Source organism: Thauera mechernichensis (assembly GCF_029588855.1).
GTDB lineage: Bacteria > Pseudomonadota > Gammaproteobacteria > Burkholderiales > Rhodocyclaceae > Thauera > Thauera mechernichensis.
Window position 1 is genome coordinate 359,703 of the sequence record NZ_JARQZE010000002.1, and the last position, 18,137, is coordinate 377,839.

The 18,137-nt window shown below is 68.7% G+C and carries 18 protein-coding genes; 7 read left to right on the forward strand and 11 right to left on the reverse strand.

The window, feature by feature from the left end; all coding sequences use genetic code 11:
* Positions 1 to 10: 10 nt before the first annotated feature.
* The 10 genes from P7F68_RS04570 to P7F68_RS04615 form a co-directional block, all read right to left on the reverse strand.
* Positions 11 to 1,522 carry a proton-conducting transporter transmembrane domain-containing protein gene (locus tag P7F68_RS04570; protein WP_277831046.1) on the reverse strand — a complete coding sequence of 504 codons (1,512 nt, stop codon included), beginning with the start codon at positions 1,520 to 1,522 and terminating at the stop codon, positions 11 to 13.
* On the reverse strand, positions 1,519 to 2,994 hold the full coding sequence (locus P7F68_RS04575) for a complex I subunit 5 family protein (protein WP_277831048.1): 1,476 nt from the start codon (positions 2,992 to 2,994) through the stop codon (positions 1,519 to 1,521). Before P7F68_RS04575 ends, P7F68_RS04570 begins: the two co-directional genes overlap by 4 nt.
* Entirely contained in the window at positions 2,991 to 3,302 is a 312-nt protein-coding gene (locus P7F68_RS04580; RefSeq protein WP_277831050.1) for an NADH-quinone oxidoreductase subunit K, read from the reverse strand. Before P7F68_RS04580 ends, P7F68_RS04575 begins: the two co-directional genes overlap by 4 nt.
* Positions 3,299 to 4,015, reverse strand: a complete 717-nt coding sequence (locus P7F68_RS04585) for an MnhB domain-containing protein (RefSeq protein ID WP_277831052.1) — start codon at positions 4,013 to 4,015, stop codon at positions 3,299 to 3,301. Before P7F68_RS04585 ends, P7F68_RS04580 begins: the two co-directional genes overlap by 4 nt.
* Positions 4,012 to 4,332, reverse strand: coding sequence for a Na(+)/H(+) antiporter subunit B (locus tag P7F68_RS04590; RefSeq protein WP_277831054.1), 321 nt, complete (start codon positions 4,330 to 4,332; stop codon positions 4,012 to 4,014). The genes P7F68_RS04585 and P7F68_RS04590 overlap by 4 nt, the downstream gene beginning before the upstream one ends.
* Complete coding sequence (mnhG, locus tag P7F68_RS04595) at positions 4,329 to 4,670, reverse strand: monovalent cation/H(+) antiporter subunit G (protein WP_002933590.1); 342 nt, start codon at positions 4,668 to 4,670, stop codon at positions 4,329 to 4,331. Before mnhG ends, P7F68_RS04590 begins: the two co-directional genes overlap by 4 nt.
* Positions 4,667 to 5,026 (reverse strand): MrpF/PhaF family protein, encoded by a 360-nt coding sequence (locus P7F68_RS04600; RefSeq protein WP_277831058.1) that lies wholly within the window; start codon positions 5,024 to 5,026, stop codon positions 4,667 to 4,669. The genes mnhG and P7F68_RS04600 overlap by 4 nt, the downstream gene beginning before the upstream one ends.
* A 14-nt stretch (positions 5,027 to 5,040) precedes the next feature.
* Positions 5,041 to 5,577, reverse strand: coding sequence for a Na+/H+ antiporter subunit E (locus tag P7F68_RS04605; protein ID WP_277831060.1), 537 nt, complete (start codon positions 5,575 to 5,577; stop codon positions 5,041 to 5,043).
* A gap of 85 nt (positions 5,578 to 5,662) precedes the next feature.
* Entirely contained in the window at positions 5,663 to 6,253 is a 591-nt protein-coding gene (locus P7F68_RS04610) for a hypothetical protein (RefSeq protein ID WP_002939434.1), read from the reverse strand.
* Complete coding sequence (locus tag P7F68_RS04615; RefSeq protein WP_002939436.1) at positions 6,250 to 6,801, reverse strand: superoxide dismutase family protein; 552 nt, start codon at positions 6,799 to 6,801, stop codon at positions 6,250 to 6,252. Before P7F68_RS04615 ends, P7F68_RS04610 begins: the two co-directional genes overlap by 4 nt.
* A gap of 138 nt (positions 6,802 to 6,939) precedes the next feature.
* On the opposite strand from P7F68_RS04615, the gene P7F68_RS04620 reads away from it, so the two are divergent.
* From P7F68_RS04620 to P7F68_RS04640, 5 genes are all read left to right on the forward strand, one after another.
* Entirely contained in the window at positions 6,940 to 8,565 is a 1,626-nt protein-coding gene (locus tag P7F68_RS04620; protein WP_277831065.1) for an NYN domain-containing protein, read from the forward strand.
* A 78-nt stretch (positions 8,566 to 8,643) separates the two neighbouring features.
* Positions 8,644 to 9,444: a glycerophosphodiester phosphodiesterase gene (ugpQ, locus tag P7F68_RS04625; protein WP_002939448.1), complete on the forward strand. Its 801-nt coding sequence runs from the start codon at positions 8,644 to 8,646 to the stop codon at positions 9,442 to 9,444.
* 195 nt (positions 9,445 to 9,639) lie between these two features.
* Positions 9,640 to 10,851, forward strand: a complete 1,212-nt coding sequence (locus tag P7F68_RS04630) for a ChaN family lipoprotein (RefSeq protein ID WP_277831067.1) — start codon at positions 9,640 to 9,642, stop codon at positions 10,849 to 10,851.
* Between the two features lie 4 nt (positions 10,852 to 10,855).
* Positions 10,856 to 12,994 (forward strand): M1 family metallopeptidase, encoded by a 2,139-nt coding sequence (locus tag P7F68_RS04635; RefSeq protein WP_277831068.1) that lies wholly within the window; start codon positions 10,856 to 10,858, stop codon positions 12,992 to 12,994.
* 106 nt (positions 12,995 to 13,100) lie between these two features.
* Positions 13,101 to 14,315: a lytic murein transglycosylase gene (locus P7F68_RS04640; RefSeq protein ID WP_277831070.1), complete on the forward strand. Its 1,215-nt coding sequence runs from the start codon at positions 13,101 to 13,103 to the stop codon at positions 14,313 to 14,315.
* Positions 14,316 to 14,425: 110 nt separating this feature from the next.
* Here the strand turns inward: P7F68_RS04640 and P7F68_RS04645 are convergent, their stop codons facing one another.
* Positions 14,426 to 15,196: a GntR family transcriptional regulator gene (locus P7F68_RS04645; protein ID WP_002943841.1), complete on the reverse strand. Its 771-nt coding sequence runs from the start codon at positions 15,194 to 15,196 to the stop codon at positions 14,426 to 14,428.
* Between the two features lie 334 nt (positions 15,197 to 15,530).
* On the opposite strand from P7F68_RS04645, the gene P7F68_RS04650 reads away from it, so the two are divergent.
* Positions 15,531 to 17,228, forward strand: a complete 1,698-nt coding sequence (locus tag P7F68_RS04650) for an L-lactate permease (RefSeq protein ID WP_277831073.1) — start codon at positions 15,531 to 15,533, stop codon at positions 17,226 to 17,228.
* Positions 17,229 to 17,312: 84 nt separating this feature from the next.
* Positions 17,313 to 18,137 carry a (Fe-S)-binding protein gene (locus P7F68_RS04655; protein ID WP_002943834.1) on the forward strand — a complete coding sequence of 275 codons (825 nt, stop codon included), beginning with the start codon at positions 17,313 to 17,315 and terminating at the stop codon, positions 18,135 to 18,137.

Consider the following 18,137-nt stretch of genomic DNA (forward strand, 5'->3'; position numbering starts at 1 on the left):
GCCGCGGCGATCACGGCAGGTACTCCCGCCCGACCACCACGGTCGCCCAGTACAGCGGGGAGTAGGGCAGGCTGGCGAACAGGCCTGCGACCACGCTGAAGGCGGCAGTCGCCAGCGTAGGCATCAGCAGCAGCGGGTGGGTGTCGTGGCATTGCCGGAAGCGCTCGTCCGGCCACGGCCCGCGCTGCGGGCGGAACCAGATGCGGTGCAGGATGGGCAGGAAGTAGGCGGCGTTGAGCAGGCTGCTTGCCACCAGCACGCCGATGACCCAGCCCATGCCGGCTTCGAGTGCGCCGAGGCCGAGATACCACTTGGTGACGAAGCCCGCCAGCGGCGGGACGCCGATCATGCCGAAGGCGCCGATGGTGAAGGCGATGCTGGTCGCGGGCATGCAGCGCCCGGCGCCGTCGAGCTCGTCCACGCGGTGTACGCCCAGGGTCTCGGCGTAGTTGCCGGCGCAAAAGAACAGGGTGATCTTCATCAGCCCCTGGTGCAGCAGGTGCACCAGCCCGCCGGCAGTGCCGAGCGGCCCGAACAGCGAGATGCCGAGCACGATGTAGGACACCTGACTGACGGTTGAGAACGCCAGCCGGCGCTTCAGGTCGGCCTGCGCCAGCGCGCGCAGCGAGCCGTACAGGATGGTGAAGCTGGCCAGCGCTGCCAGTGGCCCGAGCACGCCGAGCTGCCAGGCCAGCTCAATGCCGAACACGTCATACACCACGCGCACGATGCCGAAGGCCCCGGCCTTGACCACCGCCACCGCATGCAGCAGCGCGCTCACCGGTGCCGGCGCCACCATCGCCGTCGGCAGCCAGCCGTGGAGCGGGAAGATTGCGGCCTTTACGCCCAGGCCACCGACGAGCAGCGCAAAGATCAGCACCAGCTGCGGATCTGATACGGCCTCGAGCGCCGCCAGGCCCGCCCCGGCGCCGAAGGCCACGTCGCCCGCCAGCGCATGCAACAGGGCGATGCCGAGCAGCAGCACCGCGCCGCCGCCAAGCGTGTAGACGAGATAGGTGCGTCCGGCGGCAAGCGCCTTTGCGCTGCCGCGGTGCACGACCAGCGGGTAGGTCGACAGCGTCAGCAGTTCATAGAACAGGAAGAAGGTGAACAGGTTGCCGGCGAGCGCGATACCGACCGTGCTCGCCACGCACAGGCTGAAGAAACCGAAGAAGCGGCTGCGGTTGGGCGCGTTCTCAAGGTAGCCGATGGCGTAGATCGTGGTGAACAGCCACAACACCGAGGACAGGCCGGCGAACATGATGCCGAGGGCGTCGGCGCGCAGCACGAAGGCGACCCCGTCGACCAGGGTGTAGCGCAACGCGTAGCGTTCGCCTTCGAGCACGCCCAGCCCCATCCACACCACCAGCGCCAGCTTGGCCAGCGCCGCTGCCAGGTTGAGGCTGCTGCGCAGGCGGTGACGGTGCTCGGCGAGCACGAAGATGCCCACCGCCGCCAGCAGCGAGGTGGCGATCACCGCCAGCGGCAGCAAGGCGTGGAGGAGTGAGCTCGCGCCGCTCATGGCACGCCCGTAGCGAGTGGGCTGCCGATGCGCAGCCATTCCAGCGGCGCCTGTGCCACCAGGCCGAGCGCGATGCTGGCGCTGCCCAGCGCCAGCGCCGACAGCTCGAGCGCGAGCGGCGGCGAGGCGAAGCGGTCGCGCGCCGGGCCCTCGACGAAGGCGTGGCGGAACACCCGGAACACGTAGGCCGCGCTCAGCAGCCCGCCCCCCACCAGCACGATGATCCACACCCACTGCCCGCTCGCCAGCGCGCTTTGCAGCAGCAGCCACTTGGCGGTGAAGCCGGCGCTCGGCGGCAGGCCCATCAGGCTCACCCCTGCCAGACCGAAGCTCATCAGAGACAGCGGTCGGAAGCGGCTGATGCCGGTAAGGTCGGCGATGTGCGGACTGCCCACCGCCAGCACCAGGTTGCCGGCAGCGAGGAACATGCCGGCCTTGGCCAGCGCATGCGCGGCCAGCATCAGCAGCGTGCCGTCCCATGCCAGGCGCGCGGCGTCCATGTTCGCCACGCCGAAGAGCGGGAAGAACAGGAACAGGTAGCCGATCTGCGCCACCGTGGAGTAGGCCACCAGGTGCTTGAGGCGTGCCTGGCGCAGCGCCATCCAGCCGCCCCAGAACACCGCTGCGGCGCCCAGTGCGCCGAGTAGCCAACCGAGCGCGAGCGGGGTCAGCGCCGGGCCTGCCATGATCCACAGCCGCATCAGGATGTACAGCGAGGCCTTGATGACCAGCGCCGAGAGCAGCGCGCTGACCGGCGGCAGCGCCCCGCCGTGTGCGGGCGGCAGCCAGCCGTGGAGCGGGAACAGGGCGGTCTTGAGCAGCAGCCCGGCGCTCATCAGGCCGAGTGCGACCAGCGTGGTGAGACTGCCGGACTGTGCTACGCCAGCCTCGGCCATGAAGCCTGCAAGGTCCGCCAGCGCCAGGCTGCCCCAGGCGGCGTAGAGCAGGGCGACGCCGATCAGGTAGGCGAGCGAACCGAGCAGCGCTGCCAGCAGGTAGCGCATCGCCGCGGCCAGCGCGCTGGCCGAGCCCTTGAGCGCCACCAGGCCCACCGCCGCCAGGCCGAGCAACTCGAGGCCGACATAGAGGTTGAACAGGTCCGCCGACAGCCAGATGCCGTTGAGTGCCGCCCACATGAACCAGAACAGCGGCCAGAAGCCGTCCTCCGCCGCCTCGCCGCGCAGGCCGAGTGCAGCGTGCAGCGCGCAGGGCAGGGCGACCGTCGCGGTCAGCACCACCATGCCTGCCGCCAGGCCGTCGGCCACCAGCGCAATGCCCAGCGGCGGCGCCCAGCCACCCAGCGCATGCGCCTGCGGCCCGTCGCCCACCACCGTGCGCAGCAGGCCGCAGGCCACGCCGGCAAGCAATACGGCCAGCGCCACCCCCAGCGGCCCGCGCCAGCGCAGCGGCAGCAGCGTGCTTGCCAGCGCGGCGGAGAGTGGCAGCATGACCAGGGCAGGCAGCAGGCTCACACGTCCTCCGGTAGCGTGCTCTCGCCGCTGACGCGATGCCAGCGGCGGAAGATGACGAGGGCGAGTGCGGTGGACGCGACCGCCACCACGATGCCGGTCAGCACGAGGGCTTGCGGTACCGGGTCGATGCCACGCCCGTCCTGTGCCAACCCCACCAGCAGCAGGAAGCTGCCGCTGCCCATGACGTTGAAGGCGAGCAGGCGGCGCAGCAGGTGGCGATGGATGACGAAGCCGAACAGGCCAAGCCCGCACAGCAGCACCCCGACCCAGGCGTAGAGGGCGTCGGTGGTGAGCACTGTTGCGCTCATTCGCGGGCCCTCCGCCTGCGCTCGGGCAGACGCTCGACGTCCGACTGGGGCGGCGCCAGCCGGAACAGCGACAGCAGCGCGAGCGCGATCGACAGCGTCAGCGCCAGCTCGATCGCCAGGATCAGGCCGCCGGCCCAATCCGCCGGGTAGTCGAGGAAGGCGCGCCCGCCGAGTGCCGTGCCGGCACCCACGGCCACGAATACCGCCGGGCCGAGCACCAGCAGCGCGCGCAACCGCCGGGCGCCGCCTTCTCCGGCGAAACCGCCCAGGCGCACGCCTGCCAGGCGCAGCAGCACACCCGCGGCGGCCAGCACCGCCGCCGCCTGGAAGGCGCCCCCTGGCCGCGTGCTGCCCGCCCAAAGCAGGTAGGCGGCGACCAGCAGCATCAACGGCAACAGCCAGCTCATCACCGCACGCAGCAGCGGGTTGTCCAGGCCCATGCGGTCGGGGCCGTCGGGCTGGGCCTCGCGCAGCGCCAGCGCGACGACCACGGCGACGAGCAGCACGGCAACTTCGAGCAAGGTGTCGTAGCTGCGGAAATCGAGCAGGACCGCCGTGATCGGATGCGGCGCGCCGGCGTGCTCGATGCTGTGCGCGACGACTCGTGGCAGGTCTGTGCGCGCTTCGGGGCGCTCGATGACGGCGAGGGCAAGTGCGGCGCAGACCGCCAGGCTTGCGAGCGCTGCGAGCAGGATGAGCAGGTGCCGTTTCATGACCTCGTCTGCTCCTTGTCCGAGGTGTGCGCTGCGGGTGCGGAGGGTGGGGAGGGGCGTGGCCGCTCGAAGCGGCGGCGCAGGTAGCCGAGGGTGTCGAGCAGCAGCACGCCGGTGAGCCCGGCGCCGATCGCCGCCTCGGCGAGCGCGATGTCGGGTGCGCGCAGCCGAACCCAGGCCAGCGCCATGAGCAGGCCGAAGACGATGAACATGACGATGGCGCGGAACAGTTCGCGCGACAGGAGCGCACCCGCGGCACAGGCGATCAGGCCGAGGCCAAGGAGGTGATCGAAGGTGTTGGCCGGCAGCGCGCTCACCGCGGGTCTCCGCTTCGCTCGGGACGCTGGCGTGGCTGTCCGCGCCGCCAGGGCTCGACGCCGCGGCGGCGTGCCGCGCGCGCCACCAGGTAGCCCGCACAGGCGCTGGCGAGCAGGGCCAGGCCCCAGATCAGCAGCAGCTTGAGCGCGGCCGCCACCGAGCCGGCGCCGGGCAGCAGCCCGATCACGACCAGCCCCAGGCCGAGGTTGTCCGCCTTGGTCAGGGCGTGGATGCGGGTATAGACGTCGGGAAAACGCAGCACGCCGATCGAGCCGACGACGAAGAAGGCGACCCCGGCGCCGATCAGCAGGGACTGGAACAGTGCGACCGCCGTCATCCGCGTCGCCTCCCGACTGTGCCTGCAGGGCGTTGCGGCTGCGCTGGGGCTGCTTCCGTGCGTGTGTCGCTCGGGTTTTCCGAACCGTCCGGCACTTGTTCATCGGGGTCCCAGACCCGTGCCACGAAAGCGAGGACTGCAAGTACCGCAAGCAGCGCCAACACCAGGGCTACATCGCGCAGCGCCGCCAGCCCGAGCGGGTCGGCGAGCAGGACCAGCATCGCCACGCCGGTCGTGCCCAGGAGTTGCGCTGCGAGCATGCGATCCGCGAAACCCGGCCCCTTCCAGACGCGCAGCAGGCCAAGGACCAGCGACAGCAGCAGCAGGAGGGAGAAGGCTTCGAGCAGGGTGTCCATGATGCGTGCCGCCCTCACTGCCTTGCTGCTGCGGGGGGTGTTGCCTCTCCCCTCGACTCAGGATCCGGTGCGATGCGAGCGAGCGTGAGGCCGAACAGGCGGGCAACCTGCGTCTCGGCCTGCCGTAGGTCGGCATCGACATCCAGCCCAGCGTCCAGGCAATGGATCTCCAGGCTGTTGCCATGGCGCCGCACACTCAGCGTGCCCGGCAGCAGGCTGATGACCAGCATCAGCCACCAGCAGGGCGCGCCCTCGGGAAGCCTCGTTGCCATGTTGAGCAAGCCGGGGTCGAGCGGTAGCGCCGGATGTAGCGTTCGTCGTGCCACGTCCCAGCCGGCACGCAGCGACTGCAGCAGGAAAAAGGCGGCGAAGCGCGGAATCCGGCGCGCGTGCAGGCGATGAGTCGCCGGTGGCGTCAGGCGCAAGCTCAGTGCGGCTGTCAGTGAGGCGGTGGCCAGCCCGAACAGCCACCCCTCGCCGCCGCTCAGCGTCCACCACAGCAGGAGCAGGGCAAGGGCACGAAAGCTGAAGGCCTGCAGCGAGTTGGGCATCGGCAATGAAGGAGGCTTGTCGTTCGGTATTCGTGGCAGCGTAGCCGAAGGCGGCACGACCCCGCAGTCAGGGCTTGCCCGGTGTTTACTGGCGGTTGCGGAACTGAAGCAGCAGGTCGCAGCTGAAGCCGCCTGCGAACCAGCGTGCGACGACCTGAGCGCCGCCTCCGAAGTGGAAGCGGAACTCGTCGGAAACCGCCTTGCGCTCCATCGCTTGCGGCGTGGCTGCGCCCAGGCGATGAGACAGCGTCTGCGCGAAACGTTCGCCATGGGCCTGGCAGGCCGCGATGCTGTCGAGCCGCGTTGCGCCGTCGGTGGGCAGGGCGAGGACTTCGTCGATACGGCCGTCGATGCCGGCCATCGCCATCACGGTCAGGGTGTGGTTCTCGACCTTCAACAACACGCTGATCTGGTCGCGTTCGTCACAACCCGGACCGATCTGTGCCGCGGCGGCGTCGAGTGGCAGGGTGCGGCGGGCGGCCGTGGTCAGGCGCGCGCCGAGCACGAGCGGCCCGATTCCGTTGGCGCGCAGGGGGGCGGTGGCGGCCATGGGGGCTTGAGTCTGGTAGCTGACCACGCCAGGCTCGTCACCCTGTGCACTCGCTCCACCGCCCAGCCCCACGCTGCACAGCAGCGCAAGGCGGGCGACCGCAGTGCCGGTGCAGCGCCCGCTCACTGCGCCTCGATCACGCCGCAGAACAGACGCGGACCGGCGCCGCCGATGGGCTGGCTGAGGTGGTCGTCGCGGTTCTCGTGGATGACCAGCGCAGCACCGTCCTCGTCGAGGATGCGCGCGCGCTCGCCAGCGCCTGTGAGGCTGGCGAGGGTGGTAAAGAACTCAGCCTCGACCGAGCCGTCCGCATGAACGAAGAGGTTGGGCAGGTCGCCCGCGTCCGGGCCTTCGGGGTTCATCAGCCCGTGAGGCTTGGCGTGCGGGTTGAGGTGCCCCTTGGAGGCGACGAAGCCCTTGTCCGGATCCTCGCAGGTGCCGACGCTGTGGATGTGGATGGCTTTCGGGCCCGGCGGCAGGCCCTTGGCCGCGACGTGGATGAGCACGCCGTGCGGGCCCTCGGTCAGCGTCGCGGCCCCGACCGCCTTGCCGTCACGGTCGATGATCGTGGCCGTGGCACGTTCGGCGGCCGTGGCTGGAGATGAGAGTATGGCGAGCGATGCGGTCAGCACGGACAGGGAGAGGGTCAGGGCAAGGGAACGGGTTGTGCGCATTTGCATATCTCCATCGAATAAAGGTTTCGTGGTCGGCCCGGCGCGTTCCGGGCCTGCAGCATGATAGGCGATTGCGCCGGCTGGCGCCGCCCGGTCGCAGGCCTTAACATCGACACCTTGACTGCAACGGAGACCCCCATGGCTTCATCCCCTGACAGCATCAGCATGGCGCTGTTCTGCGACTTCGAGAACGTGGCGCTGGGCGTGCGGGATGCCAACTACGAGAAGTTCGACATCAAGCGCGTGCTCGAGCGCCTGCTGCTCAAGGGCAGCATCGTGGTCAAGAAAGCCTATTGCGACTGGGACCGCTACAAGAGTTTCAAGGCGGCGATGCATGAGGCCAACTTCGAGCTCATCGAGATCCCGCACGTGCGCCAGTCAGGCAAGAATTCCGCAGACATCCGGCTCGTGGTCGACGCGCTCGACCTGTGCTACACCAAGTCGCATGTCGACACCTTCGTCATCATCAGCGGCGATTCGGACTTCTCACCGCTGGTGTCGAAGCTGCGCGAGAACGCCAAGCAGGTGATCGGCGTGGGGGTCAAGCAATCGACCTCTGATCTGCTCATCGCCAATTGCGACGAGTTCATCTTCTACGATGACCTCGTGCGTGACAGCCAGCGTGCTGCCGCCAAGCGCGATGCGCGCGACAGCGCGCCGGCGCCCAAGCGTTCGCCGGAGGAGGAAAAGCGGCGCAAGGACGAGATCGAGGGCCGGCGCAGGCAGGCGATCGACATTGCCGTCGAGACCTTCGAAGCCCTGCTCGCGGAGCGCGGCGAGAGCGGCAAGATATGGGCATCGATGCTCAAGGAGGCGATCAAGCGCCGCAAGCCGGATTTCAACGAGAGTTACTTCGGTTTCCGTGCCTTCGGCAACCTGCTGGAGGAGGCACAGAGCCGTGGCCTGCTCGAACTGGGCCGCGACGAGAAGTCGGGCACCTATGTCAGCCGCCCGAGTGCGGCGGTGCTGAGCGCCGCTGCGGAGAACGAGGCCGCGCAGATGCAGGCAGCGACGACTGCCGAGGCGCAGCAGGCCAACGCAGAGGCGACAACCGAGGACAAGCCCGCCCAGGCCGGCAAGGCCTCGGCGCGCAGCGGGCGGCGGCGCGGGAGTGGCAGGGCGGCCGCACAGGCCGAGGGCAGGCCAGCTGCGCCGTCTGGCCGCGGGGGGGATGCCGGTGTGGTGCAGGTCGAGCACATGGCGCAAGCCGTTGCTGACGTAACGCAGGCGCCAGTGGTGAAGGAGGTGTCGCCACCTCCGGCCGCAGGGCAGGCGGCGACAGAGGGCAAGGTGGAGCAGCCGGCTGCACTCGAAGCGGCTGCACCGCGTCCCGAACCGAAGAAGCAGGCCCGCCGTGCCCGCAAGCAAAGCGATGCGGCTGCCGAGGCTGGCGTTGCCGCCGCGAGCGAGCGCCCTGCAGCTGACCTTGCGCCAGCCGCAGTGGAAGAGGCGCCGCGCAAAGGGCGCAAGCCCGCGGCGCGCGGCAAAGCCAAGCCGGCCCAGGCGCCCGTGGCCGAGCTGGCTGCCGTCGATGCATCCACGCCGAAAGGGTCGGCAGGGAAGGTTTCTGACACCAAGACATCTGGTACCAAGGCACGGCGACCTGCGCGCGCTGCGGAGCAAGGCGATGCAACAACCAGTGCGGTAACCGGCGGCGAGCCTGTTGGTGAGCTCAGCGGTGAGGACAGCAACACCAGGCCTGCGGCCAAGACCGCCACACGCAGCCGCCGTCCGCGCAAGCCCAAGGCAGATGCTGCCGAGTGAGACTTGCTGCGCCTCAGGTGCGGGCGCAGCTGGCTCGCGTTGCGCACCGGGCGCGGTGGCCTGACTGAGGAAGGACGCATGCACGTGAGCGGTCGAGTCATCGCGCATTCCCGGGCCGACGGACTGCCGTCGTGGCCCTATCCGCGCTGGATCGCGCACCGCGGTGCGGGCCGCCTGGCGCCGGAGAACACGCTCGCCGCCTTTGCGCTCGGTCATGCCCATGGCTATCGCATGTTCGAGTGCGATGTGCGCCTGAGCGCAGATGGCGTGCCCTTTCTGCTCCATGACGACCGGCTCGAGCGCACGACCGACGGCCGTGGCGAGGCGCTCGGGCATGACTGGGCGGCGCTCGCGCGCCTTGACGCCGGCGCCTGGCATGCGCCGCGGCATGCCGGCGAGCGCTTGGCCACGCTCGAGGCTGTGGTGGCGTTCTGCCATGCCCATGGCTGCGCGCTCAACGTCGAGCTCAAGCCTGCACCGGGCGACGAGCTGCGCACCGCGCGCGTCGTCGGCGCGCAGCTGGCGCTGATCTGGCGGGGCACGCCTGCGCCCTTGCTGTCCTCCTTCAGCGTCATCGCCCTCGAGGCCGCGGCTGTCACTGCACCCGCGCTGCCGCGCGGGCTCCTGCTCGAACGCTTCTGCGGCGATTGGCTGGCCACCGCGCAGCGTCTGGGTTGCGTGGCCGTGATCGGCGAGCAGTCGGCGTGGAATGCGCAGTGGGCGACGCAGGCACGCGCCGCGGGCTTACGCATGCTGGCCTACACGGTGAATACCGATGAAGACGCGGAGCGCTTGCTTGGCCTGGGCCTCGACGGGCTGATCACCGACCGGGTTGACCATTTCTCACCGGATGGGGCGCCGGGGCAGTGCCTGCAGTAGGGGGCCGGTTACCGAAGAGCTCGCGGCTGGCGCCGCTCCCGCACCGCGCCCCGCCGTAGGAGCGGCGCCAGCCGCGAGCCGTTGAAGGCGATGCGTTCATTCAAGCTCAAGCGACGAGGCTTCCCCGTCGGCCCTTGCCGGAACTCGGCCAGCGCCGTGTGCTCTACCGCTAGTCTCTTTTGTGAGCTGCTCATCATGTCCCCGACGATCCGCGCCAGCGCCCTCATTCTTACCGCTGGCCTTCTGGCACTGGCCTCCTCCGCAGCCCTTGCTCAGCCGGGTGGTTCATGCCTTGCACCCGGCGCCTGGACCAGGCTCGATACCGCGCAGCCCGAGCGGGCCGAGTCGAGCGCGCTGCTCGCTGCCATGGCGCGGCGCGATGTCGTGCTGCTGGGGGAGCAGCACGACGACATGGATCATCACCGCTGGCAGTTGCACACGCTTGCAGCGCTGCATGCGCAGCGGCCGCACATGGTGATCGGCTTCGAGATGTTCCCGCGCCGGGTGCAGTCGGTGCTTGACCGCTGGGTAGCGGGCGAACTGAGCGAAGCCGAGTTCCTGACGGCGTCCGACTGGGGCAAGGTGTGGAGCATGCCGGCCGAGCTCTACCTGCCGCTGTTCCATTTCGCGCGCCTGCATCGAATCCCGATGGTGGCGCTCAATGTCGAGGCCGTGTTGACACGCAACGTGGCGCAGAAGGGCTGGAACGCAGTACCCGAGGCCGAGCGCGAGGGCGTGGGCACGCCTGCGCCCGCCTCACGCGACTACGAGGACTTCCTGTACGAGATCCATCGCCAGCATGCCGGCATGCGCGGCCACGGTCCGCGCACGAGCAGCCGGCGCGATGCCGCTTTCCGCAACTTTGTCGACTCCCAGCTCACCTGGGATCGCGCAATGGCGGAGGCCTTGGCGGCGGCGCGCAAGGCCCAAACCAAGCCGGATGGCGACAGCCCGCTGGCGGTGGGAATCATGGGCAGCGGTCATGTTCGCTTCGGGCATGGCGTCGCGCACCAGCTCGATGATCTGGGCGTGGGCTCGATAGGGCAATTGCTACCGATGCCGGCAAGCACCGATTGCCGGCTCCTGGCGCCGCGCCTGGCTGACGCCGTGTTCGCGGTACCCGACGCTGTCCAGGCGCCACCGCCCCCGCCGCGGCTTGGTGTGTCGCTGGATGAGCAGGCCGACGGGGTGCGTATCGCCGAGGTCAGCGCCGGCAGCCTGGCTGAACGCAGCGGGCTGCTGAACGGTGATGTCATCACCGAAGCCGCCGGTGCGCCGGTCAGGCGCAACATCCACCTGATCGCTGCCGTGCGCCAGCAACCGCCGGGCACCTGGCTGCCGCTCAAGCTCAGACGCGGCGATGAGGTGCTGGAGTTGGTGGTCCGCTTCCCGGCGCAGGCGCGCTGAGGGCGTGGCGGTGCAGGTCGCGCGCACCCTGTGGCTGCTTGTGCTGGGCTGGTTGCTGGTCGCGCCTCTTGCGGCATCGGCGGCCACTGGCACCGCCGCGCTGCGTGACGGTCTGCGCGACAGCGAGGCCGATGCCTTCGAACTCAGGCTGGATGTCCGCCTCGATCCGGCGGCGCGCGTACTCGTCGTGCGTGCGGAGGTGCAGCCTGCCGAGCGCGACTTTCGCTTTGTGCTTCATGAGAGCCTGACGCCGCGGGCTGCAAGTGCGGCAGGCAGACCGTTGAAGCTGCAGCCCGCCGGGCAGCGCGGCAGCCTGCGAGGGTGGCGGGTACAGGTGCCCGACGGTGCGCCCCTGAGCATCGAGTACTCGGGCACGCTCGCTGTGCTCGAAAGGGGCCGCGACCATCGCGGCGTGCTGCAGGGCATGCCTCCAATGGCGGCGCCCGAGGGCAGTTTCCTGCCCGCCGGCAGCGCCTGGTATCCGCGCCCGGCCGCGCTGTTCTCCTACCGGGTCGAGTTGTCCGTGCCTGGAGAGCAGCGTGCACTTGTCGCCGGGCGTCTGGTGGAGGAGGCGCTGCCCTCGGCTGCCGACCCGCACTACCGCGCCGTTTTCGAGTTCGACCAGCGCAGCGACGGTATCGACCTGATGGCCGGGCCTTGGGCAGTACGCGAGCACAAGCATGTACAGGCCGATGGCCGGCCCCTGCGCCTGCGCACCTATTTCCCGCATGCGCTCGACACCGAGACGGGGTTGGCGGAAGGCTACCTCGCCGACAGCCTGCGCTACATCGAGCACTACAGCGAACGTATCGGCGCCTATCCCTTCACCGAGTTCTCGGTGGTTGCCAGCCCGCTGCCGACCGGTTTCGGCATGCCGACGCTGACCTACATCGGCGAGCAGGTGCTGCGCCTGCCGTTCATCCGTGCCACCTCGCTCGGCCATGAGGTGCTGCACAACTGGTGGGGCAACGGCGTGCTGGTGGATTACATGCGCGGTAACTGGTCCGAGGGGCTGACGACCTTCATGGCCGACTACGCCTACAAGGAGGCCGAGTCCGCTGAGGCGGCGCGCGAGATGCGCCTGGGCTGGCTGCGCGACTTCGCCGCGGTGCCGGCAGGTGGGCACCAGCCACTGGCGGCCTTCCGGTCGCGCACCCATGCTGCTGCGGCGGCGGTGGGCTATGGCAAGGCGGCGATGGTGTTCGTGATGCTGCGTGACCGACTGGGCGAGGAGGTATTCGAACGTGGCATTCGACTGTTCTGGGCGCAGCAGCGTTTCCGCATCGCCGGCTGGGCTGAGCTGCAGGCGGCGTTCGAGCAGGTGTCGGGGGAGAACCTGGAGGGCTTCTTCCGCCAGTGGGTCGCCTTGCCCGGCGGGCCGCAGGTGCGCGTCGTCGCGGCGAGCATCGTCGATGCCGGGGGTGGGCAGGCGAGGGTGGATGATGACTTGGCTGGCGGCCGTTCTCAGGATACGTCCGGGGCTCGGGTGCGGATCAGCCTGGCGCAGGACGAGCCCCTGCATACGCTTGACTTGCCGCTCGTGGTCCACGGCGAGTCCGCGCGCGAGATGCGCTGGGTGAGGCTGGAAGCTGCGTCGGCCGATGTCGAACTTGACTTCGACTTCGAGCCGGTGCAACTGCATCTCGACCCCGAGCTGCGGGTCTGGCGCCTGCCCGAGGCCGAGCAATTGCCACCGATCCTGCGCCAATGGGTGCTGGCGCGCTCGCCACACCTTGTGATTGCCGATGCGCAAGCCGATATGGTGCAGGCGGCCAGCGCGCTGGCGCAGCGCATCTTCGAGCGCTCGCCCAAGGCGTCCGGGGTAGAAGCGTTGACGCGTGGTCGCGAGCCGGTGTTGCTCGTCGGCAGTCATGACGCCATCGATGCCGTGCTCGCCGATCACGGCCTGCCTGCCCGGCCGGAGGCCTTGCGGGGCAGGGGAACCGCCCAGGTATGGACGCTGGCGCGAGGCGACGGCCCGCCGCTGGCGGTGGTGTCGGCGCAGGATTCCGCCGCACTCGAGGCCTTGTTGCGTCCGTTGCCGCATTACGGCGGCCAGAGCTGGCTTGTCTTCGAAGGCAGCCGTGTCGTGGCGCGCGGCGTGTGGGATGCACCTGGCCGGGCGGTGGCGGTCGGGCGCTGATATAGACTGCCATGTGCGCTTGCCCGTCCCTCGGCCGGTCATGTCCCGCATGCCGCACCGCTCTTGACCCTTCTGCGCACCATGCGCCCCTTTCGACAGCAACGGAATGTCCATGCGCCGCTCCATTCTTTCCACCGCCCTGAGCCTCAGCGTGCTCTCCACCGCTACCCCAGCGCTTGCTGACGAGGCTGCCTTTGCCGCCTGCCTCTCGGGCTTGCGTGCCGAGGCGGCCGCAAAAGGGGTGAGTCGCACAACCTTCGATGCGCACGCTGCGGGGCTGGCACCGGACATGGCGGTGCTCGGCTTCCTCGACGCTCAACCCGAGTTCATCACCCCGATCTGGGACTACATGGCTGGCCTGGTGGATGAGGAGCGCGTGGCCGACGGCCGCGCCATGCTCGCCGAATGGCGTGCGGTGCTCGCACGCGTCGAGGCCGAGTATGCGGTTGATGCCGCTACCGTCGTTGCGGTGTGGGGGGTGGAGAGCAACTACGGACGCAACTTCGGCAGCCGGCCGCTGCTGACCTCGCTGTCGACGCTGTCCTGCTTCGGCCGCCGGCAGGCCTTCTTCCGCGGCGAGTTCTTCACCACGCTCAAGATCATCCAGGATGGCCACGTTGCACCCGAGCGTCTCACCGGCTCGTGGGCCGGTGCGTTTGGCCACACCCAGTTCATGCCCAGCACCTTCATGCGTCTGGCGGTGGATTTCGATGGCGACGGACGCCGCGACCTGGTCGATAGCGTGCCCGATGCGCTCGCCTCGACGGCCAACTTCCTCAAGCGCGCGGGCTGGCGCAGCGACCAGCCCTGGGGCTTCGAGGTGAGCCTGCCGCGCGGCTTCGACACCGCGGGCGCGGGCCGGCGCAACAAGCAGCCGATGAGCGAGTGGGCGGCTCGCGGCGTAAGGCGGGTCGATGGTTCGCCGTTGCCAGCCGGCGCAACCCCGGTCGGCCTGCTGCTGCCTGCGGGGCAGCCTGGCCCGGCCTTCCTGGTGACGCGTAATTTCGATGCGCTGTATTCCTACAACGCCGCCGAGAGCTATGGACTGGCGATCGCCCATCTCTCCGACCGGCTGCGCGGCGCGGGCAGTTTCGTGACGGCGTGGCCGACCGATGATCCTGGACTGTCGCGTGCCGAGCGTCGCGAACTGCAGCAACTGCTGATCGAGCGTGGGCATGACATCGGTGCCGCCGATGGCATGATCGGCGCACGCACCCGCGAGGCCCTGAAGCTGGAGCAACTGCGACTGGGACTGACGGCAGACGGTCGTGCCGGCCAGCGTGCGCTGGTCGCACTGCGCGCGCAGGCGGGGCGCCAGTAGGCGCTGGTGATGGAATGCTGATCACTGAGCCGGAGCAGGGCCCTCGGCCCGTCAGGGCCGTCGTAGGGGGCGTTGCCGGCTCGACCGGCGGCGATCGCGCCGGCTGAGGGTCAGGCTGTTGCCTGCCGACGCTGGGCGCGGGCGACGCGCTGAGCTTCGTCGCGTGTCTCGGCCAGCACTTCCTGAACATAGTCGAGATGGGCGCAGGCGATCTGGCGTGCATCCTCGGCACGGCGGTCCATGATTGCCCGGTACAGGGTGCGGTGCTGGTCGAGCAGGGCGTCGCGGATGTCGCTGCCCAGGGGGATCATGCCGCCGATATTGGTCACCACGTTGCGCTCGAGCAGGTCGAACAGGCTGCGGATGGTGTGCAGCAGCACTGCGTTGTGGCTGGCTTCGGCGATGGCAAGGTGAAAGTGGGCGTCAGCCGCGCCTTCCTCGGCGCGACTGACCCGGCCCTTGCGCAGGTAGCAGTCCTGTACGCGCTCGAATGCCGCGCTCAGCCGCTCGCGGTCGGGCTCGGTGGCGCGCAGCGCCGCATAGTAGGCGCAGGAACCCTCCAGCGTGTGACGGAATTCGATCAGGTCGCGCTGCGCCTCCGGGTTGCGCTCCAGCAGATCGTTCATCGGGTCACGGAATGAGGAGCCCAGCGTCTCGCTGACGAAGGTGCCCCCGCCATGGCGGCTGGTGAGCAGGCCGCGCGCGATCAACTTCTGCAGTGCCTCGCGTACCGACGGCCGCGACACGCCGAACTGCTCGGCCAGCGTACGTTCGGCCGGCAGGCGCTCGCCGGGGCGCAGGCTGCCCTCGAGGATCAGGGTCTCGATGCGGTCGATGATGTCGTCGGCGAGGCGGCGTTGCTGCAGGGGGGTGGCTTTCATGGATCCTTCTCCGAGGGCCGGCACGCACTGAGTGTTTGGTCGGCGGCTGGAATCTAGCTGCTGTGGCTGCTGCCGGCAAGCGGTGGATGAACAGCTGCGGCTGCCGCAGGCAGGTCGAGCTGGCACCCCCTTATGCATGTATCCGAAAAATTGATGTTTTTGATTGACAGCACTCCAGGGCACCCTTAGTCTAGCTCAGCAATTGGTATAGTGGTCTGACCAATTTAGCGATCATGAGTCCTCTTTGAATCCTTGCTGGAGACTTCTATGTCCGGTCTGGTCCTTGTGAATGTGGCGGGCGCAAACAGCCTGCCGTTGCGGGCGGGGTGCTGAGATGCAATCCGGAACGCTCGCGCTGCTCGCGTTTTCCCCGATCCTGCTGGCTGCCATCCTCCTTGTCGGTTTGCGCTGGCCAGCGCGGCGCGCCATGCCGGTCGTGTATGTGCTGACGGCAGGTATCGGTCTGTTCGTGTGGGAGATGAGTTTCAACCGCATCCTGGCGTCGACGCTGCAGGGGCTGATCATCACCATCGGTGTGCTGTGGATCATCTTCGGCGCCATCCTGTTGCTCAATACGCTGAAGTACTCGGGGGCGATCTCGACGATCCGTTCCGGCTTTGCCACGATCAGCCCCGACCGCCGCATTCAGGCCATCATCATCGCCTGGCTGTTCGGCTGCTTCATCGAGGGGGCGTCGGGCTTCGGCACGCCGGCCGCCATCGCCGCGCCGCTGCTCGTTGCGCTCGGCTTCCCAGCCCTGGCGGCGGTGCTGCTCGGCATGCTTGTGCAGAGCACGCCGGTGTCCTTCGGCGCGGTCGGCACGCCGATCATCATCGGCGTCAATAGCGGCCTGGACACGGCAACGATCGGTGCGCAGCTGGTCGAGCGCGGTTCGAGCTGGGAGGTGTTCCTGCAGCTGGTGACCAGCAACGTGGCGATCATCCACGCCATCGTCGGTACGGTGATGCCGCTGATCATGGCGATGATGCTGACGCGCTTCTTCGGTAAGGAGAAGAGCTGGAAGGCAGGGCTGGAAGTGTTGCCGTTCGCGCTCTTCGCCGGCTTTGCATTCACCATTCCCTACGCCATCACCGGTGTGTTCCTCGGCCCCGAGTTCCCCTCGCTGCTGGGTGGCCTGGTGGGCCTGGCGATCGTCACCTCGGCGGCGCGGTTTGGCTTCCTGGTGCCGAAGAAGGCCTGGGATTTTGCCGAGCCCAAGGACTGGCCGAGCGAGTGGATGGGCAGTGTCGAGATGAAGCTGGACCAGCTGCCGCGCCATCAGCAGATCGGCATCGTGCGTGCCTGGCTGCCCTATGTGCTGGTGGGTGCGCTGCTCGTCGCCAGCCGCGTCATGCCCGAGTTTGGTAATGCGCTCAAGGCTGTGGTGCTGAGCTTCCCCAACCTGCTTGGCGAGAAGGGCATCAGCGCCAACTTCCAGCCCTTGTATCTGCCGGGTGGCATCCTGGTTGCGGTGGTGCTGGCCACGGTCGCGCTGCACGGCATGCATGCGCGCTCGCTGGCCAAGGCGGTGGGTGAGTCGTCGCGGGTGCTGCTCGGTGCCGGCTTCGTGCTGCTGTTTACGGTGCCGATGGTGCGCATCCTGATCAATTCGGGCGTCAATGCCGCCGAGCTGCCAAGCATGCCGATCGCGATGGCGCAGTGGGTGGCCGACAGCGTGGGCGGGGTGTATCCGCTGCTGGCGCCGGCCGTGGGGGCGCTGGGCGCCTTCATCGCGGGCTCGAATACCGTGAGCAACATGATGCTCAGCCAGTTCCAGTTCGGTGTCGCCAGCACGCTCGGCATCTCCGGCGCGGTGATCGTGGCCGTCCAGGCGATTGGCGCTGCTGCAGGCAACATGGTGGCGATCCACAATGTGGTGGCGGCCTCGGCAACGGTGGGTCTGCTCGGCCGCGAGGGTGCGATCCTGCGCAAGACGTTCTGGCCGACGGTGTACTACGTGCTGATGACGGGCGTGGTGGCGATGATTGCCATCTATGTGCTCGGTGTCACCGATCCGCTGGTCGCGCGATAGGGCGGCAAGTAGGTAATAGCAGCAGTCGCGGGGCGACCCGCGCTGCTGCAGAATGAAGACGTAATCCCCAAGGAGACGATTCGCATGAGTCACGCTTCTTCCGTGGCGCCGAACGCCACACGCACGGCCCCGGCGATCGAGCCGCCGCGCCAGTACCCCGACAAGCCCGCGGACGTGTTCCTGTTCGGCACCTGCGTGCTGGACCTGTTCTTCCCTGATGCCGGCATGGATGCGATCCGCCTGCTCGAGCGCGAGGGCATCAGGGTGCACTTTCCTCAGGCGCAAAGCTGTTGCGGGCAGCCGGCCTATACCTCCGGCTATACCGACGAGGCGCGCGTGGTGGCGCGTGCTCAACTGGCCCTGTTTGCCGGCGACTGGCCGGTGGTCGTGCCGTCGGGCTCCTGTGCGGGGATGTTCCGCCACCACTACTTCGAATTGTTCAAGGACGAGCCACAGACCTTGAAGCAGGTCGAGTCGCTGGCGGCGCGTACCTTCGAACTGGCCGAGTTCCTGTTGAACGTGTGTCGCGTGCAACTGCACGACAGCGGCGCACCGGTGAAGGTCGCGCTCCATACATCGTGCAGTGCGCGGCGCGAGATGAATACCCATGTACATGGCCGTGCGTTGCTGGGGCAGCTCGCCGCCGTCGAGCGCGTCGATCATGACCACGAGAGCGAGTGCTGCGGCTTCGGCGGCGCCTTCAGCGTGCGCATGCCGGATATTTCCGGAGCGATGGTCAAGGACAAGACCGCGGCGCTCAAGGGCTCCGGTGCGGCCGAGGTGGTGAGCGCGGACTGTGGCTGCCTGCTCAACATCAATGGTTGCTTCGAGAAGCAGGGTGAGCGCCTCCGCGGTGAGCACCTGGCCAGCTTCCTGCTGCGTCGCACCGGCGGGCACAAGGGAGATTGA

What these genes read in the sequence shown, in the direction of transcription:
- P7F68_RS04570 (WP_277831046.1), bottom strand. Translation starts at nt 1,522, where the DNA reads ATGAGCGGCGCGAGCTCACTCCTCCACGCCTTGCTGCCGCTGGCGGTG.
- P7F68_RS04580 (WP_277831050.1), bottom strand. Translation starts at nt 3,302, where the DNA reads ATGAGCGCAACAGTGCTCACCACCGACGCCCTCTACGCCTGGGTCGGG.
- P7F68_RS04585 (WP_277831052.1), bottom strand. Translation starts at nt 4,015, where the DNA reads ATGAAACGGCACCTGCTCATCCTGCTCGCAGCGCTCGCAAGCCTGGCG.
- mnhG (WP_002933590.1), bottom strand. Translation starts at nt 4,670, where the DNA reads ATGACGGCGGTCGCACTGTTCCAGTCCCTGCTGATCGGCGCCGGGGTC.
- P7F68_RS04600 (WP_277831058.1), bottom strand. Translation starts at nt 5,026, where the DNA reads ATGGACACCCTGCTCGAAGCCTTCTCCCTCCTGCTGCTGCTGTCGCTG.
- P7F68_RS04605 (WP_277831060.1), bottom strand. Translation starts at nt 5,577, where the DNA reads ATGCCCAACTCGCTGCAGGCCTTCAGCTTTCGTGCCCTTGCCCTGCTC.
- P7F68_RS04615 (WP_002939436.1), bottom strand. Translation starts at nt 6,801, where the DNA reads ATGCGCACAACCCGTTCCCTTGCCCTGACCCTCTCCCTGTCCGTGCTG.
- P7F68_RS04620 (WP_277831065.1), top strand. Translation starts at nt 6,940, where the DNA reads ATGGCTTCATCCCCTGACAGCATCAGCATGGCGCTGTTCTGCGACTTC.
- ugpQ (WP_002939448.1), top strand. Translation starts at nt 8,644, where the DNA reads ATGCACGTGAGCGGTCGAGTCATCGCGCATTCCCGGGCCGACGGACTG.
- P7F68_RS04630 (WP_277831067.1), top strand. Translation starts at nt 9,640, where the DNA reads ATGTCCCCGACGATCCGCGCCAGCGCCCTCATTCTTACCGCTGGCCTT.
- P7F68_RS04640 (WP_277831070.1), top strand. Translation starts at nt 13,101, where the DNA reads ATGTCCATGCGCCGCTCCATTCTTTCCACCGCCCTGAGCCTCAGCGTG.
- P7F68_RS04645 (WP_002943841.1), bottom strand. Translation starts at nt 15,196, where the DNA reads ATGAAAGCCACCCCCCTGCAGCAACGCCGCCTCGCCGACGACATCATC.
- P7F68_RS04650 (WP_277831073.1), top strand. Translation starts at nt 15,531, where the DNA reads ATGCAATCCGGAACGCTCGCGCTGCTCGCGTTTTCCCCGATCCTGCTG.
- P7F68_RS04655 (WP_002943834.1), top strand. Translation starts at nt 17,313, where the DNA reads ATGAGTCACGCTTCTTCCGTGGCGCCGAACGCCACACGCACGGCCCCG.